Source organism: Massilia agrisoli (assembly GCF_020831365.1).
Lineage (GTDB): Bacteria > Pseudomonadota > Gammaproteobacteria > Burkholderiales > Burkholderiaceae_D > Telluria_A > Telluria_A agrisoli.
The window spans coordinates 1-14,634 of sequence record NZ_JAJHPV010000013.1 but is presented as its reverse complement, the minus strand read 5'-3'; the positions used below and the strand labels follow the sequence as shown (position 1 = coordinate 14,634).

Below are 14,634 nucleotides of genomic sequence, written 5' to 3'. Positions count from 1 at the left end.
GGGTTATGTTGTCATTTTATCCGATCGCGCGGGGTCTGCCGCGGCCTCGGGGAGCAGCAGCGGAAGCGACACCGACACCGAGGTGCCATGCGAGCGCACGCTTTTCACGGAAACCTTGCCGCCGAGGGAAGCGAGCCGCTCGCGCATGGCGCGCAGCCCGTAGCCATCTGGCTTGCTGCGGCTGCCACGCTGGATTCCCACCCCATTGTCCGAGACCACCATGGTCAGGGTTCCCGGCAAGGCACGCAGGATCACGTCGACCCGGGTGGCGCGGGAATGGCGCAGGATATTGCTCAGGCATTCCTGCAGGGCGCGGTAGATGGCCAGTATTTGCTCATCGCCCAGGTGCAGGTCCCTGGCCCGCTGATCCATTCCCAGGTGGCTGGCGATGCCGCTGGTACGGCGGAACTGGGCCAGCTCATGCTCGATGGCCGCCTCCAGGCCCAGTTCGATCTCGAACGGACGCAATGCGGCGATCAGGGTACGCACGGTGACGATCGCGCCGTCGATATTGTCGAGCGCCGAGCCCACCCAGCTGCGCAGCTGCGGGTGGCTGTCGCCGGCAAGCTGGGCCAGGCTGGACACGTCCAGCCGCAGGGCCAGCAGGTTCTGGCCCAGGGCGTCGTGGATTTCCTGGGACACGCGCTTGCGCTCTTCTTCCTTGAGCTGCAGCTGGCGGATCAGCAGGTCGTGCAAGCTCTGCTGTGACTGGCGCAGCGCCGTTTCGGCCCGCTCGCACTGGAAAATCTTGGCGACCAGCGCCTCGTTGACGAGCATCTGCTCGTCGCTCAACTGGGCCGCGGCGGGTGGCGGCATGCTCGCTTCAGCGTCCGATTTACCGTCGGCGTTGCCGGTGGCCGTTGCGGGAAGCAGGCCGTAGCGCTGTTCGATTTTACGGATGAGGCGAAGGGCGCGCTCGGTGTCGCGCCCGGCAGCATCGACGCGGGGGGAAAGGGTTGGCGTACGCATGGTCAGCTCGCTCAGTAGTAAGCCTTTGCCGGCTGGTCGCCGAATGATTATCACACCAAATAAAACCAAGCGCCCGCGCACATGCGCCATGGGTCCTGTTGATGATAATTCTATCGTCAGGGATGCCCCTAAGGACGGTGCCGAACAGCAAAATGCAAACTTTTTATGGTAAATGTTGCAAAAAGAAAAAAGGGCTACCAGCGACGCTGATAACCCTTTGTTCCTGCTACTGTTCTGGTGCCGCTTGCCGGAATCGAACTGGCGACCTTTTCATTACGAATGAACTGCTCTACCAACTGAGCTAAAGCGGCGAAGACCGATATTCTAGCAAAGTTTCGCCAACTCTTGCTACCCCGAATCAGCGAAACTTGCCATTTTCTGAATAAAAACGCCGCTTACGCCTCGTGGTAGCTGGTCACGCGCTCGACTTCGCTCTTGGACCCGAGGAAAACCGGCACGCGCTGGTGCAGCTTCTTAGGAGGAATGTCGAGGATGCGCTGGCGCCCATCGGTGGCAGCGCCGCCGGCCTGTTCGACGATCAGCGCCATCGGGTTCGCTTCGTACATCAGGCGCAGCTTGCCTGGCATCGAGGTGTCGCGCATGTCGGCCGGGTACATGAAGATGCCGCCGCGGTTCAGGATGCGGTGCACATCGGCCACCATCGAGGCGATCCAGCGCATGTTGAAATCTTTCTCGCGCGGACCAGTCGCGCCTGCCAGCATTTCGCTGACATAACGCTGCACCGGCGGATGCCAGTGGCGCTGGTTCGACATATTGATCGCAAATTCCTTGGTCGTCTCCGGAATCGTCATATTGCGCTGGGTGAGCACCCACGAACCCATTTCGCGGTCCAGGGTGAAGCAATTCACGCCGTTGCCCGTTGTCAACACCAGCATGGTCTGCGGTCCGTACACGGCGTAGCCTGCCGCCACTTGCGAGCTGCCTGGCTGCATGAAGTGCTCTTCCGTTGGCGTGCCCATGCCGTCCGGCGCCTTGAGCACCGAGAAGATGGTGCCGATCGAGACGTTGACGTCGATGTTCGACGAGCCGTCCAGCGGATCGAACAGCAGCATGTATTCGCCCATCGGATAGCGGTTCGGGATCGGGTGGATGGACTCCATTTCTTCCGATGCCATGGCCGCCAGGTGGCCGCCCCACTCGTTCGCTTCGAGCAAGATCTCGTTGGAAATCACGTCCAGTTTCTTCTGCACTTCGCCCTGGATGTTTTCGGTGTCGGCGCTGCCGAGGATATCGCCCAGCGCACCTTTGCTGACCGAATGGCTGATGGTCTTGCAAGCGCGCGCGACGACTTCGATCAGCAAGCGCAGCTCGGCGGGAATGGAATTGTTGTGACGCTGTTCTTCAACCAGGTACTGCGTGAGACTGACGCGTTTCATGGACTTCCTTCAGTTTTGTTTGAATTGTTTTTGCCGTCGTTAATTGGTGAGCGCTTTGCTGACAACTTCGTTCACGTCGTTCGACAGTTTCCCCGAGCCGGAGACTTTCTGCAGTGCACCCTTCATCTGCGTCTGCAATGCCGGCGCGTAACGGCGCCAGCGATCCATCGAACGCGCCAGGCGGCTGGCAACCTGCGGGTTGAGCGCGTCGAGCGCCTTCACCTGCTCGGCCCAGAACGCGTAGCCGCTGCCATCCGGGGCGTGGAACTGTGCCGGGTTGCCATTGCAGAAGTTGAAGATCAGGCTGCGCGCGCGGTTTGGATTCTTCAGGGTGAACGCCGGATGCTTCATCAGCTCGCGCACCGCCGCGACATCGGTGCCCGGCGCCGCAGCCTGGATCGCAAACCACTTGTCGACCACCAGCGCCTCGTTGTCGAACTCGGCGTAGAAGCGCTCGAGCGCGTCGGCCGCGCCGGGCGCCGCCGAATGGATCAGCGACACCAGCGCGGCAACGCGGTCGGTCATGTTGCCGGCGCGGTCGAACTGGCGCTGCGCCAGCATGTTGATGTCATCGTCAGGCGCTGCCGACAGGTAAGCCAGGGCCAGGTTCTTCAGGCCGCGCTTGCCGGCCGAGACGGCGTCCGGGCTGTACTCGCCCGGCGTCTGGTTGGCTTCATACTGCGCCAGCAGTTCCTTGCGCAAGCTGGTGCCGATGGTGTGGCGCATGGCCTGGCGCGCCAGGTGGATGGCTTGCGGGTTCACCATATCCATCTGCTCGGCCACCATGCTCTCGGACGGCAGCAACAGGGCGTTTTCACGGAACGCGGCATCGAGCGACGCGTCGACCAGGATCTTGCGCATGGCGTCGATGAAGGTGTCGTCCAGCGCCAGCTTGTTGCCGGACCCGACGGCGGCGGTCATCTTCAGCAGGCGTTCCATCGCCAGCCGCTGGCCCGCTTCCCAGCGGTTGACCGGGTCGCTGTCGTGGCTGAACAGATGCAACAATTGCTCGTCGGTGTAGGGATACTCAAGCACGACCGGCGCGGAAAAGTCGCGCAGGATCGATGGAGTCGGCTCTTCCTTGATTCCGGTAAAGCGGAAAGTCTGCGATGGCTCGGTGAGTTCGAGAATGGCCGTCGTGCCTGCCTTGGCGCCATCCAGGGTCAGGTGCATGTCCTTGCCGCTGGCGCCCAGCAGGCCGACGGCGACAGGAATGTGGAACGGCAGCTTGTCCGGCTGGCCGGGGGTTGGCGGGCAGCTTTGGGTCAGGGTCAGCGCAAAGGCGCCGGCGCCAGCGTCATAGCGGCCCGATGCGGTGACCACCGGGGTACCGGCCTGGCTGTACCAGCGTTCGAACTGCGCCAGGTCGCGGTTGTTGGCGTCCGCCATGGCCGCGCGGAAGTCGTCGCACTCGACAGCCTGCTCGTCGTGGCGTTCGAAATACAGGTCCATGCCCTTGCGAAAACCCTCGCGGCCCAGCAGGGTCTGGTACATGCGCACGACTTCGGCGCCCTTTTCGTACACGGTGACCGTGTAAAAATTGTTGATTTCGACGAAGGAGTCTGGCCGCACCGGGTGGGCCATCGGGCCTGCGTCCTCAGGAAACTGTGCCTGGCGCAAGGTGCGCACCTGCTCGATGCGGGTGACGGCGCGGCCGCTGTCGGTGCCGATCATGTCGGCCGAGAACTCCTGGTCGCGGAACACGGTGAGGCCTTCCTTCAAGGACAGCTGGAACCAGTCGCGGCAGGTGACCCGGTTGCCGGTCCAGTTGTGGAAGTACTCGTGGCCCACCACCGCTTCGATGCCGGCGTAGTCGACGTCGGTCGCGACGCGCGGGTTGGCCAGCACGAACTTGGTGTTGAAGATGTTCAGGCCCTTGTTTTCCATCGCGCCCATGTTGAAGTCGCTGACGGCGACGATCATGAAGCGGTCGAGGTCAAGTTCGAGGCCGAAGCGCTCCTCGTCCCAGCGGATGCTGTTTTTTAGCGACTGCATCGCGTAGTCGGTCTTGTCGAGGTTGCCGTCTTCCACCCACACCTGCAACAAGGCGTCGCGGCCATCCTTCAGCCGGAAGGTTTCTTCCTGGCAGACCAGCCTGGCCGCGACCAGCGCGAACAGGTAGGACGGCTTTTTGAACGGATCTTCCCACTTGGCGTAATGGCGGCCATCGCCGAGGTCGCCCTCGTCGATCAGGTTACCGTTCGACAGCAGGACCGGGTATTTCTTCTTGTCCGCGCGCAGCATCACGGTGAACTTCGCCATCACATCCGGGCGGTCCGGGAAATAGGTGATCGAGCGGAAGCCTTCCGCCTCGCACTGGGTGAAGAAATTACCGTTGGAGACGTAGAGGCCGTTCAGCGTCGTGTTCTTGACGGGCGCGGTCAAGGTTTCGATTTCCAGGGTCACCTCGTCGGGCGCAGACGGAATGCGCAGCATGTCGCCTGAAATATCGTAATCGCCGGGATGCAAGGTCTTCCCGTTCATGCGCAGCGTCACCAGTTGCAGGTTCACCCCATGCAGTTCGATGCCCTCCCCCACGCTGTCCGGATTGCGGACCATCGCCAGCCGGCTTGCCACGATGGTGCGGTCCGGGTCCAGGTCAAAGCCCAGCTCGACGGTGTCGACCAGGTAGGTTGGCGGCGTGTAGTCTTTCCGGTAGATAGTCTGGGGGGTATCTGTACGCATAGGAAATCGGACTTTGGCAGGTGGACAGGCGGCTATTCTACCAATACCTGCCAGATGCACACTTCACAATATTCGTTGTAACGTCATGTGCACCGGGTAACATTCTGTAAATAATCTGCGAAAATACAATTCAGAACATAAAGTTACTTTGGGTGGACTACGCCCGCGAGACGGAGAAACCAAGATGAAACGCCTGATGATTGCCGCGACCGCTGCGCTGACCCTGCTGCTGACCGGTTGCGCCACGACCATTCGCAGCAATGTGACCACCTTCCACCAATGGCCCGACCAGCTGCCGGACAAAACCTATGTGTTCGAAGCGCCGCCGGTGCAGGACGACACGCTGGAATGGCGCAATTACCAGAACATGGTACGCGGCGAGCTGACGCGGCTTGGTTTCCAGGATGCCGGGGCGACAGGCACGCCGACGCTGGCGGTATCGATGCGCTTCATGACGACCGACATACCGGTGCGCGTGATCGAGCCGGTGTTCTCGCACTTCGACCATTACTGGATGCCGCGCACGGCCTTCATGCGCCCGTACCGCCGCGGTTACGGCTACTGGCGCGGCTGGTACAGCCCGTTCTACGACCCGTTCTGGTACGGCACGCCGTCCTACCAGGAAACCATCGTCCACCACTACCGGCGCGAGCTGCAGGTGGGGATCAAGTCGATCAAGGACGGCAAGCGGCTGTTCGACGTCACGGTGCATAACCTGAGCCGCAACATGTCTACGCCCGATATCATGCCGGCGCTGGTGCAGAGCGCGTTTGCGGAGTTCCCGGGTGTCAGTGGGGTTGCGCGCACTGTTGAACTGAAGCGCGAGCCGAAGTAGGAACGCCGGTGGCATGCCGCGCGGAGGCGGGCTTCGCCCTTGTCCGCCCTACACCCCACGGCGGTTCGTAGGGCGGACAAGGGCGCAGCCCGCCTCCGCCGAATTCATTACGGCAGCAAAATCGACGACCCTGTCGTCTTGCGCGCCTCGAGATCGATATGCGCCTGCGCGGCATCGGCCAGGCTGTAACGCTGGTTAATCTCGATCTTCACCTTTCCGCCCTCGACCATCCCGAACAAATCGGCCGACATCTCCTCCATGTCCTTGCGGGTGGCGGCATAAGCAAACAAGCTCGGCCGCGTAACAAACAAGGAACCACGCGACGCCAGCTCATTCAATCCAAACGGCTCCACCGGCCCGGAGGCATTGCCGAAACTGACCATCAGCCCACGCGGGCGCAGGCAGTCGAGCGAGCCGAAGAACGTGTCCTTGCCGATCGAGTCGTACACCACCGACACCTTCTCGCCATGGGTAATCTCGGCCACCCGCGTGACGAAATCTTCGGTGTTGTAATTGATGACATGCGTGCAGCCATGGGCGCGCGCCAGCTCGGCCTTGGCGTCCGAACCCACCGTGCCGATCATGTTCACGCCCATTGCGCGCGCCCACTGGCACGCGATCAGCCCGACCCCGCCGGCCGCCGCGTGGAACAGGATGGTGTCGCCGCGCTTGAGCTGGGTGGTGCGGTTGAACAGGTACTGCACCGTCAGCCCCTGCAGCATCATCGCCGCCGCCGTCTCGAACGAAATCGCATCGGGCAGGCGCATCAGCAAGGAGGCAGGCATGTTGCGCAGCTGCGCATACGCCCCGTTGGGGCCGCCCGCGTAGGCCACCCGGTCGCCCACCTTCACCTCGGTCACGCCCTCGCCGACCGCCTCGACCACGCCGGCGCCTTCCTTGCCCAGGCCAGCCGGCAATGGCTGCGGGTACAGGCCGGTGCGGAAGTAGACGTCGATGAAGTTGATGCCGATGGCGTGGTGGCGCACGCGCGCCTCGCCGGGGCCAGGATCGCCCACTTCCACGTCGACATACTCCATCACTTCCGGCCCGCCGGTGCGGTTGATGCGAATCGCCTTTGCCATACTCTGTTCTCCTTGTAGTGTCATTTGCGTGCCGCGAGCTTCAGCTGCGACAAGACCAGGTGCGCGGTCGACAGGTTGGTGGCGCAGGCCACGTTATGCACGTCGCAAGCGCGCACCAGCGCGTTGATGTCCGGCTCGTGCGGCTGCGGGGTCATCGGATCGCGCAGGAAGATCACCGCGTCGATCTGGCCGTCGACCAGGTGGGCGCCGATCTGCAGGTCGCCGCCGAACGGGCCGGAGTGCTTGCGGTCGATCGTCAGGCCCAGCTCATTGGCCAGGCGCCCGCCCGTGGTGCCGGTGGCAACCAGGTGGCAGCCGCGCAAGAAATCGATGTACTGGGCGGCCAGCGTGATCATGTCGTCTTTTTTCATGTCGTGCGCAATCAGCGCGATACGTGGTTTCATGCCTGCATTTTCCGGTTATTGGTTGATCGAAGCCCGCTACTTTTTTCTGGACAGCATGTAGATCCCGCCGAGCACCAGGGCGGTGCCGGCAAGCTGGACCGACGTGATCGGCTCGCCCAGCACCAGTGCTCCGAGGAACAAGGTCGACACCGGGCCGACCATGCCGGCCTGGGACGCCGTTGCCGCGCCGATGCGCTGGACCGCGTACATCGTCATAAACACTGGGAAGATAGTACAGAAAATCCCGTTCACCAGCGACAGCCAGTACACCTCGGCCGGCTGGATCAACAGCGCGGCCGGGCGCAACGCGAAGAACTGCGCGATGCAAGCCACGCTCGACACGCACATCGCGTACGACACCAGCCGCAGCGTGCCGATGCGCTTGACCAGTTCGCCGCAGAACAGCAGGTAAAGCGCGTAAGAGATAGCCGAAGCGACCACCAGCGAGGAGCCGAGCACGGCGTTGCCAGCGCCGCCATGCAGGTCATGCACGAACACCAGCACGATGCCGCCATACGACGTGGCCAGCGCGGCCCACTCGATGCGGCTGATGTGGCGTTTCAGGAAAACCGAGGTCAGCAGGAGCACGAACGTCGGCGTCAGGAACAGGATCAGCCGTTCAAGGCCGACGCTGATGTACTGCAAGCCGAGAAAATCGAGGAAGCTGGACAAGTAATAGCCGATCAATCCCAGCCCGAGGATGCGCCAGCGGTCGATGGCGGGCAAAGGCGCCTCGCTGCGCATCTTCCACACCGCGATGGCGAGGAAGAACGGAAACGAAAACAGCATGCGGAAGGCGATCAGGGTGACGGCATCGATGTGGTAGCGGTAAAGCAGCTTGGCGACGATGGCCTTGGTCGAAAACAGCACCGCGCCGCCGATGGCGATGGACAGCCCGGCGACGAGGGCCGGGCGAGGGATCGACGGGTGCGCCGTGGCCGTTGCGTTTTTGCTCATAGCCTCATTGTAAAAGCAAACGTCCGCCGCCGCTGACTCCCGGACAATTTCCCGATTCGGGGTCAGACCACCGCTGTTTTGGAATATTCCAAAACAGCGGTGGTCTGACCCCGAATTTTGGAAACGTTGCGTGGTTCCATGCGCGGCGTGACCGACAGTGGCCGCCGTTTTTTGAAAGTGTCGCTATGGTAAAATATCGGCCACTCCGCATACCGTCTTTAAGGAATATCCGTCATGGCTGGACACAGCAAATGGGCCAACATCAAGCATAAAAAAGCCGCTACCGATGCCAAGCGCGGCAAGATCTGGACGCGCCTGATCAAGGAAATCACGGTCGCGGCCCGCATGGGCGGCGCCGACATCGCCGCCAACCCGCGCCTGCGCCTGGCCGTTGACAAGGCGGCCGATGCGAATATGCCGAAGGAGAATGTGACCCGTGCGATCCAGCGCGGCTCGGGCGGCCTTGAAGGCGTTAACTATGAAGAAGTCCGCTACGAAGGCTATGGCATCGGCGGCGCGGCCATCATCGTCGACTGCATGACCGATAACCGCGTGCGTACCGTGGCCGAAGTGCGTAACGCCTTCAACAAAAACGGCGGCAACATGGGCAACGAGGGCTCGGTGGCCTTCATGTTCAAGCATTGCGGCCAGTTCCTGTTCGCCCCTGGCGTGAATGAAGACAAGCTGATGGAAGCGGCGCTCGAAGCGGGCGCCGAAGATGTGGTGGCGGACGAAGAAGGCGGCTTCGAAGTATTGTGCGGCCCGCACGACTTCGCAGGCGTGAAGGACGCGCTGGAAGCGGCCGGCTTCAAGGCCGAAGTCGCCGAGATCATCATGAAGCCAGCCACCGAAACCGAATTTACCGGCGACGACGCAGCCAAGATGCAAAAGCTGCTGGACGCGCTGGAGAACCTGGACGACGTCCAGGAAGTCTATACCAACGCCGTCATCGAAGAGTAAGCACCTTATGAAAATCCTGGTAGTCGGCTCTGGCGGCCGCGAACACGCCCTGGCCTGGAAACTGGCCCAATCAGAACGCATCCAGATGGTGTATGTCGCCCCTGGCAATGGCGGCACCGCGCGCGATAACCGCCTGATCAATGTCGAGATCACCGACATCGCGCAGCTGGCCGGCTTCGTCGAATCCGAAGGCATCGCGCTGACCGTGGTCGGCCCGGAAGCGCCGCTCGCAGCCGGCATCGTCAACCTGTTCCGCGCGCGTGGCCTGAAAGTCTTCGGACCGACGAAGGAAGCGGCGCAGCTGGAAAGCTCGAAGGACTTCGCCAAGGCCTTCATGCAGCGCCACGGCATTCCGACCGCGACCTACCAGACCTTCTCGGACGCCGCCCAGGCGCACGCCTACATCGACGCCAACGGCGCGCCGATCGTCATCAAGGCCGACGGCCTGGCCGCCGGCAAAGGTGTTGTCGTTGCGATGTCGCTCGAAGAAGCGCATGCCGCGGTCGACGACATGCTGCTCGATAACCGCCTCGGCAACGCCGGCGCGCGCGTCGTCATCGAAGAGTTTTTGGCCGGCGAAGAAGCCAGCTTCATCGTCATGTGCGACGGTAAAAACATCCTGCCGCTGGCCACCAGCCAGGACCACAAGCGCCTGAAGGACAACGACGAAGGCCCGAACACCGGCGGCATGGGCGCTTACTCGCCCGCCCCGATCGTCACGCCGGCGATGCACGCGCGCGTCATGCGCGAGGTGATCAACCCGACTATCAACGGCATGGCCAAAGACGGCATTCCGTTTACCGGCTTCCTGTACGCCGGCCTGATGATCGACGCGGCCGGCAATCCGAAGACACTGGAGTTCAACTGCCGCATGGGCGACCCTGAAACGCAGCCGATCATGGCGCGCCTGAAAAGCGACCTGGTGACGGTGATGGAGCACGCGGTCAACGGCACCCTCGATGCGGTGGAGCTGGACTGGGATCGCCGTACGGCCGTTGGCGTGGTGATGGCCGCTGCCGGTTATCCGGATGATCCGAAAAAAGGCGACGTCATCGAAGGTATCCCGGCCGAGACGCCGGAGTGCGTGACCTTCCATGCGGGGACGAGGCTGGTCGACGGGCAGCTGGTGACCAATGGCGGCCGCGTGCTGTGCGTGGTTGGCCTGGGCGACAGCGTAAGGATGGCGCAGAAGCAGGCGTACGAGACGGTCGACCAGATTCACTTCAACGGCGCGCAGTTCCGCCGCGATATCGGCTGGCGCGGGTTGAAGCACTAGGATTGCGGAGGAATTCGGCGGATGCGCACTTCGTGCTTATCCGCCCTACGAAGGCGTTCAACGGTAGGGCGGATAAGCGCGAAGCGCGCATCCGCCGTTTTTCGCGTGGCCGCCGCCATCTCATACCATAGAACACCCGGACAGTGTACAATCTGTCCTCACTTTTTTATTCCCCGGTCAAGATCCCGATGTCTTCCCCTTCCCCAGCGGCTGTAAAAGCCTGGCTTGTCGACCTCCAGTCGCGCATCGTGCATGCGCTGGAAGAGGTCGACGGCAAGCCGTTCCTGCGCGATGAGTGGACCCGCCCGGAAGGCGGCGGCGGCGTATCGCGCCTGGTCGAGGAAGGCAATGTCTTCGAACGCGGCGGCGTCAACTTTTCGCACGTGACCGGCGCCAGCCTGCCCCCTTCCGCAATGGCGAGCCGCCCGGAACTGGCCGGCCGCGCATGGGAAGCGATGGGCGTATCGCTGGTGCTCCATCCGCGCAATCCATACGCGCCGACCGTGCACATGAACGTGCGCTTCTTCACCACCACCGCCGAAGGCCAGGAGCCGGTGTGGTGGTTCGGCGGCGGCATGGACCTGACCCCGTACTACGGCTTCGAGGAAGACGCGCGCCACTTCCACCAGACCTGCGCCGACGCGCTGGCGCCTTTCGGCGATGAACACTTCCCGCGCTTTAAGGCGTGGTGCGACGATTACTTCTACCTGAAGCACCGCAAGGAGCCGCGCGGCGTGGGCGGCATCTTCTTCGATGATTTCAACTCGACCGGCTTTGATTCAAGTTTCGCAATGACGCAAAGCGTAGGCGACAGCTTCATCGCTGCCTACCTGCCGATCCTGAAAGCCCGCAAGGACATCGAATACGGCGAGCGCGAACGCGATTTCCAGGCTTACCGGCGCGGCCGCTATGTCGAATTCAACCTGGTATTCGACCGCGGCACGCACTTCGGCCTGCAGTCGGGCGGGCGCACCGAGGCGATCCTGATGTCGATGCCGCCCATCGTCAAATGGCGCTACGACTGGAAACCGGCTGAAGGCACAGCCGAAGCGAAGCTGTACACCGACTTCCTGGTGCACCGCGACTGGCTGGCTACGTGACATTTTGCGTCGCACTGCTGGGAGGCAGTTTCGACCCCGTCCATCATGGTCACGTGGCGCTGGCCACCTTGTTTGCCAAGCTCCTTCATCCTGACCAGCTGCGCGTTATCCCGGCGGGTAACCCGTGGCAGAAGAACGGCTTGAAGACCAGCGCGGAAGACCGTATTGCCATGCTTGGGCTGGCGTTCGGCGAAGCCGGGCTGAAGGTAGCCATCGACCTGCAGGAGGTCGAGCGCACCACCCCGACCTATACCATCGACACGCTGCGCAACGTGCGCGCCGAACTCGGACCCGATGCCTCCATCGTGTTCCTGATGGGCGCGGACCAGTTGCAGCAACTGGACAGCTGGCGCGATTGGCGCCAGCTGTTCGACTACGCCCACATCGGCGTGGGTGCGCGGCCCGGTTTCGACCTGGCCAATGCCGCCCTGCCCGCCGCGGTGGCCGAGGAACTTGAAAAGCGCCGGAGCAGCATCGGGCAGCTCCGCTCTGCGCCGTCAGGCAAGGTGTACCTGGCGGAAGCGCTGGCGGTCGATATATCCGCCACTCAGATACGAACCGCATTACAACGGGGAGAGAAGCCAAACTCGCTTATCTCGCCGGTAGTGCTAGACTATATTCAACAACATAATTTATATAAAAGCTAATGGATATCAAAAAACTGCAAGCGCTCGTCGTGGACGCTCTTGAAGACATCAAGGGCCAGGACATCATGGTCTTCGACACCACCCACCTTACCAGCCTGTTCGACCGCATCGCCGTCGTCTCGGGCACCTCCAACCGCCAGACCAAGGCGCTCGCCGCATCGGTGCGCGACAAGGTCAAGGAAGCCGGCGGCGACGTCGTTGGCGTCGAAGGTGAGGACACCGGTGAATGGGTGCTGGTCGACCTCGGCGACATGATCGTCCATATCATGCAAGCGCCGATCCGCCAGTACTACCGCCTGGAAGAAATCTGGGGCGACAAGCCAGTCAAGCTGGGCGCCGCCAAGCGCAAGTCGACGACCGAAGCTGCCGAAGCTGCGCCGAAGACCCGCTCGAAGCACCTCGCATCGACCCAGGAAGCCCCTGAAGTCAAGCCGGTCCGCGAGCGCAAGGCGCCTGCCAAGAAGGCAGCAAGCACCGAAGACAAGCCAAAGAAAGCCGCTGCCAAGAAGGCCGCGACCCCAGCTGGCAAAGTCGTGAAGGTCGCGCCGAGCAAGAGCGAAGCGGCTGCCGTCAAGGCGCTGAAGGCATTGCCGAAGAAGGCAGCAGCGCCAAAAGCGCCAGCTGACGAAGCTCCGGCCAAGAAGGTCATCAAGCGCGCTGTCAAAAAAGTCGCTGAGTAAGGCCCATGCAGCTGATCATCGCTGCGGTTGGCCACAAGATGCCGGCCTGGATTGAGACCGGCTTTTCCGAGTACACGAAGCGCATGCCGCCCGAGCTGCGCATCGTGCTCAAGGAAGTCAAGCCGGTCGACCGCTCCGGCAGTAAAACAGCGGCCACCGCGATGGCGCTCGAACGCGAGCGCATCGAAGCAGTCCTTCCCAAAAACGTGCGCATCATCGCGCTTGACGAGCGCGGCAAGGACCTGACCAGCGTCGGCCTGTCGCAGCAGCTTCAGGCCTGGCAGCAGGACGGACGCGACACCGCCTTCCTGATCGGCGGGGCCGACGGCCTCGATCCAGCCCTCAAATCACGTGCCGAAATGCTAATACGAATTTCCAGCATGACACTCCCGCACGGGATTGTGCGTGTTATGCTTGCAGAGCAATTGTATAGGGCGTGGTCGATTACGCAGAACCACCCCTATCATCGCGTTTGAGAAACTGCTGGAAGATTCGATGAGACCGCTCGACCGAAAAATATATCTAGCCTCCAAAAGCCCGCGCAGACGGGAACTGCTCCGCCAGATTGGTGTGGAGTTCGAACTGCTGATGCTGCGTAACGACACAATTCGCGGACCTGACGTGACCGAAGACGCGTATGAAGACGAGTCGCCCACCGATTACGTCGCCCGCGTCGCCAATGAAAAAGCCGAATTCGCCTGGAACATGGTGCACCAGCGGCGCATGAAGATCCGCCCGGTGCTGGCGGCCGACACCACGGTGACGATCGACGGCGAAATCCTCGGCAAGCCGGGCTCGCAGGCCGAAGCCATTGCGATGCTCGAAAAGCTGTCGGGCCGCACCCACCAGGTGCTGACGTCGGTGGCGGTGCACTACACCGACCTGGCCGAGCAGTTCACGCAGGTATCGGACGTGCGCTTCGCCAAGCTGAGCCCCGCGTCGATCAAGGCCTACTGCGCCACCAGCGAACCGTACGACAAGGCCGGCGGCTACGGCATCCAGGGCCTCGCCGCGCTGTTTGTCGAGCACATCGAAGGCAGCCACTCCGGGATCATGGGCCTGCCGTTGTACGAGACGGCCAAGCTGCTACGCAAGGCCGGCATTCCGCTGGCATAAGCGAATGTAGTTCGGCGGATGCGCGCTACGCGCTTATCCGCCCTTGTATCTTGTTCGAGTTAGTGGTTAGCTACTACTAACTGAGGTGAGGACCAGCTTGGATCCGCCCTGAAGGCTTGACCTTGAAATGTAGATGAAGCCCTTCACCTCTCTTTCCACACTAATTGCAAACACTGGACGGTAGCCAAGGGCAATGACCCTGTATGCACAAGGTGAGTGGGTGTGATTGACTTAACTCTCAAGATATCAAAATCATGTTCTATCTCGGCATTGACGTTTCAAAAGGTAAGCTCGACTGCGCGCTGCTCGACGCAGCGAAAGATAAGATTAAATCGAAGGTCGTCACTAACGACGTTGAAGGCTTTAGCGAGCTTCAGAGATGGCTGAAGAAGCAGAAAGCGGAAGTTCCCCATGTGGTGATGGAACCTACCGGGGTCTACCATGAACCGGCCGCTTTTTTCCTCTCCGATGCGGGACTAACCGTCTCATTCGTCAATCCTTCGCAGATCCGGAGCTTCGCTCAGGG

At 61.9% G+C, this 14,634-nt stretch carries 15 protein-coding genes and 1 tRNA gene; 9 read left to right on the top strand and 7 right to left on the bottom strand.

Annotated elements, in window-relative coordinates:
- Window positions 1–3 precede the first annotated feature (3 nt).
- The 4 genes from LMJ30_RS09005 to pepN all read right to left on the bottom strand — a co-directional run bounded on the left by LMJ30_RS09005 (window position 4) and on the right by pepN (window position 5,051).
- Window positions 4–969: a sensor histidine kinase gene (locus tag LMJ30_RS09005; RefSeq protein ID WP_229432019.1), complete on the bottom strand. Its 966-nt coding sequence runs from the start codon at window positions 967–969 to the stop codon at window positions 4–6.
- Between the two features lie 235 nt (window positions 970–1,204).
- A tRNA-Thr gene (locus LMJ30_RS09000) sits at window positions 1,205–1,280 on the bottom strand.
- An 84-nt stretch (window positions 1,281–1,364) separates the two neighbouring features.
- The gene (locus LMJ30_RS08995) at window positions 1,365–2,366 is read right to left on the bottom strand and encodes a class 1 fructose-bisphosphatase (RefSeq protein ID WP_229432017.1); all 1,002 of its coding nucleotides are present in this window, start codon (window positions 2,364–2,366) and stop codon (window positions 1,365–1,367) included.
- Window positions 2,367–2,405: 39 nt separating this feature from the next.
- Window positions 2,406–5,051, bottom strand: a complete 2,646-nt coding sequence (pepN, locus tag LMJ30_RS08990) for an aminopeptidase N (protein ID WP_229432016.1) — start codon at window positions 5,049–5,051, stop codon at window positions 2,406–2,408.
- 184 nt (window positions 5,052–5,235) lie between these two features.
- Between pepN and LMJ30_RS08985 the strand changes: the two genes are divergently transcribed.
- Window positions 5,236–5,886, top strand: a complete 651-nt coding sequence (locus LMJ30_RS08985) for a DUF4136 domain-containing protein (protein WP_229432015.1) — start codon at window positions 5,236–5,238, stop codon at window positions 5,884–5,886.
- A 107-nt stretch (window positions 5,887–5,993) separates the two neighbouring features.
- Here LMJ30_RS08985 and LMJ30_RS08980 read toward each other — a convergent pair whose 3' ends face one another.
- Genes LMJ30_RS08980 through LMJ30_RS08970 form a run of 3 tightly spaced genes read right to left on the bottom strand, consistent with a single transcriptional unit; the run spans window position 5,994 to window position 8,329 of the window.
- The gene (locus tag LMJ30_RS08980; protein ID WP_229432013.1) at window positions 5,994–6,968 is read right to left on the bottom strand and encodes a quinone oxidoreductase family protein; all 975 of its coding nucleotides are present in this window, start codon (window positions 6,966–6,968) and stop codon (window positions 5,994–5,996) included.
- Window positions 6,969–6,988: 20 nt separating this feature from the next.
- Window positions 6,989–7,372: a methylglyoxal synthase gene (locus LMJ30_RS08975; protein WP_229432011.1), complete on the bottom strand. Its 384-nt coding sequence runs from the start codon at window positions 7,370–7,372 to the stop codon at window positions 6,989–6,991.
- Between the two features lie 36 nt (window positions 7,373–7,408).
- On the bottom strand, window positions 7,409–8,329 hold the full coding sequence (locus tag LMJ30_RS08970) for a DMT family transporter (protein ID WP_229432010.1): 921 nt from the start codon (window positions 8,327–8,329) through the stop codon (window positions 7,409–7,411).
- A gap of 234 nt (window positions 8,330–8,563) precedes the next feature.
- Here LMJ30_RS08970 and LMJ30_RS08965 point away from each other — a divergent pair, with 234 nt between their 5' ends.
- The 8 genes from LMJ30_RS08965 to LMJ30_RS08930 all read left to right on the top strand — a co-directional run.
- Window positions 8,564–9,289, top strand: a complete 726-nt coding sequence (locus LMJ30_RS08965; protein ID WP_229432009.1) for a YebC/PmpR family DNA-binding transcriptional regulator — start codon at window positions 8,564–8,566, stop codon at window positions 9,287–9,289.
- A 7-nt stretch (window positions 9,290–9,296) separates the two neighbouring features.
- On the top strand, window positions 9,297–10,565 hold the full coding sequence (gene purD / locus LMJ30_RS08960) for a phosphoribosylamine--glycine ligase (RefSeq protein ID WP_229432008.1): 1,269 nt from the start codon (window positions 9,297–9,299) through the stop codon (window positions 10,563–10,565).
- A gap of 188 nt (window positions 10,566–10,753) precedes the next feature.
- Complete coding sequence (gene hemF, locus LMJ30_RS08955) at window positions 10,754–11,665, top strand: oxygen-dependent coproporphyrinogen oxidase (protein WP_229432007.1); 912 nt, start codon at window positions 10,754–10,756, stop codon at window positions 11,663–11,665.
- Window positions 11,662–12,312: a nicotinate-nucleotide adenylyltransferase gene (locus LMJ30_RS08950; protein ID WP_229432005.1), complete on the top strand. Its 651-nt coding sequence runs from the start codon at window positions 11,662–11,664 to the stop codon at window positions 12,310–12,312. The genes hemF and LMJ30_RS08950 overlap by 4 nt, the downstream gene beginning before the upstream one ends.
- The gene (gene rsfS / locus LMJ30_RS08945) at window positions 12,312–12,992 is read left to right on the top strand and encodes a ribosome silencing factor (protein WP_229432004.1); all 681 of its coding nucleotides are present in this window, start codon (window positions 12,312–12,314) and stop codon (window positions 12,990–12,992) included. The genes LMJ30_RS08950 and rsfS overlap by 1 nt, the downstream gene beginning before the upstream one ends.
- 5 nt (window positions 12,993–12,997) lie before the next feature.
- Window positions 12,998–13,468: a 23S rRNA (pseudouridine(1915)-N(3))-methyltransferase RlmH gene (rlmH, locus tag LMJ30_RS08940; protein WP_229432003.1), complete on the top strand. Its 471-nt coding sequence runs from the start codon at window positions 12,998–13,000 to the stop codon at window positions 13,466–13,468.
- A gap of 19 nt (window positions 13,469–13,487) precedes the next feature.
- Window positions 13,488–14,108, top strand: coding sequence for a Maf family protein (locus tag LMJ30_RS08935; RefSeq protein ID WP_229432002.1), 621 nt, complete (start codon window positions 13,488–13,490; stop codon window positions 14,106–14,108).
- 254 nt (window positions 14,109–14,362) lie between these two features.
- Window positions 14,363–14,634 (top strand): IS110 family transposase (locus LMJ30_RS08930; RefSeq protein ID WP_229432001.1); only part of this gene is annotated, 272 nt, incomplete at its 3' end.